Consider the following 1137-nt stretch of genomic DNA (forward strand, 5'->3'; position numbering starts at 1 on the left):
TTAGAGGCATATACGAAACAACAACTTGCTTTTGAAGATGTAATTCGTTATTTCATTATTATTGACGAGGCGCATCACATTATTAACACGAAAAAAGAAAGCGCTCATGCGCTACAATTTTTAACGAAATTTAGCCGAGAAGATCGAAAATATTTTGCAGGGCTTTTATATGCAAGTCACACGATTCGGGATTTTGTACCGGAAGGATCTTCACAAGAAATGATTGATGAAATTAAAAAGTTATTTGAACTTACACAGTACAAATTTATTATGCAGCAAGATAATAACAGTTTAGATATGTTAAGAAAAGTATTTGCAGGACAGTTAAGTGAAAGTGAGATTGCAGCGATTCCACATTTGCCAACAGGGGATGTGATTTTAAGCATTGGGGCTGTAAAAAACATTCACTTCCATGTAGAAGTAACAGATGAAGAATTGATGTTATTCGGGGGAGGTGCTTAATACCATGCATCTAGTTTTAAAGGTTATACCAAAGAAATGGCTCATCACTTTAGCACTACTTGTGATGGGTCTTTTTTCTTTTCTTTTACTTGGAATCGTAAGCATTTTTATTGCAGCGATGGGGAGCGATAGCGGAACAGACGCAGGTGATATTACGTATACAGGTGAAGGGCAAGTCATGAATGTTTCGCCTGAAGTTCTAAAATGGGAACCTACGATTCGGAAGCATGCGAAAGCCTTTGGGGTGGAACCGTTTGTCGCTTTAATGCTTGCTCAAATGATGCAAGAGAGCGGAGGGCGTGGCAGCGATCCAATGCAGAGTTCCGAAGGCGCATTTAATACGAAGTATTGTAAATCACCAAACTGTATTACAGATCCAGATTACAGTATTTGGGCAGGTGTACAGGAGTTTAAACATGCGATAGAAAGAGCTGGAGTAACGAGTCCAGGGGACATGGATCATATCAAAACAGCCCTTCAAGCATACAATTTTGGAACAGGTTTTTTTGATTTTGTTGGCGCAAATGGTGGCAAGTATACGAAAGAGTTAGCAATTAAATTTTCACAACAACAGTATCAAAAAGTAAAACATACTGGCATGTATCATTGCCTTAGACCAGAAGCCGTACCATATCAAGCGTGCTACGGCGATATTTTGTACGTTGACGCAGTTTT

At 39.0% G+C, this 1137-nt stretch carries 1 protein-coding gene and 1 pseudogene; both read left to right on the forward strand.

Annotated elements, in window-relative coordinates; all coding sequences use genetic code 11:
- Positions 1-462, forward strand: a pseudogene (locus JDS95_RS30405) (VirB4 family type IV secretion system protein); the annotation flags it as partial.
- Between the two features lie 4 nt (positions 463-466).
- Positions 467-1137 (forward strand): lysozyme family protein (locus JDS95_RS30410; protein WP_199691043.1); only part of this gene is annotated, 671 nt, incomplete at its 3' end.

The sequence above is a fragment of the Bacillus cereus group sp. N24 genome (assembly GCF_016483345.1).
Classification (GTDB): Bacteria; Bacillota; Bacilli; order Bacillales; family Bacillaceae_G; genus Bacillus_A; species Bacillus_A toyonensis.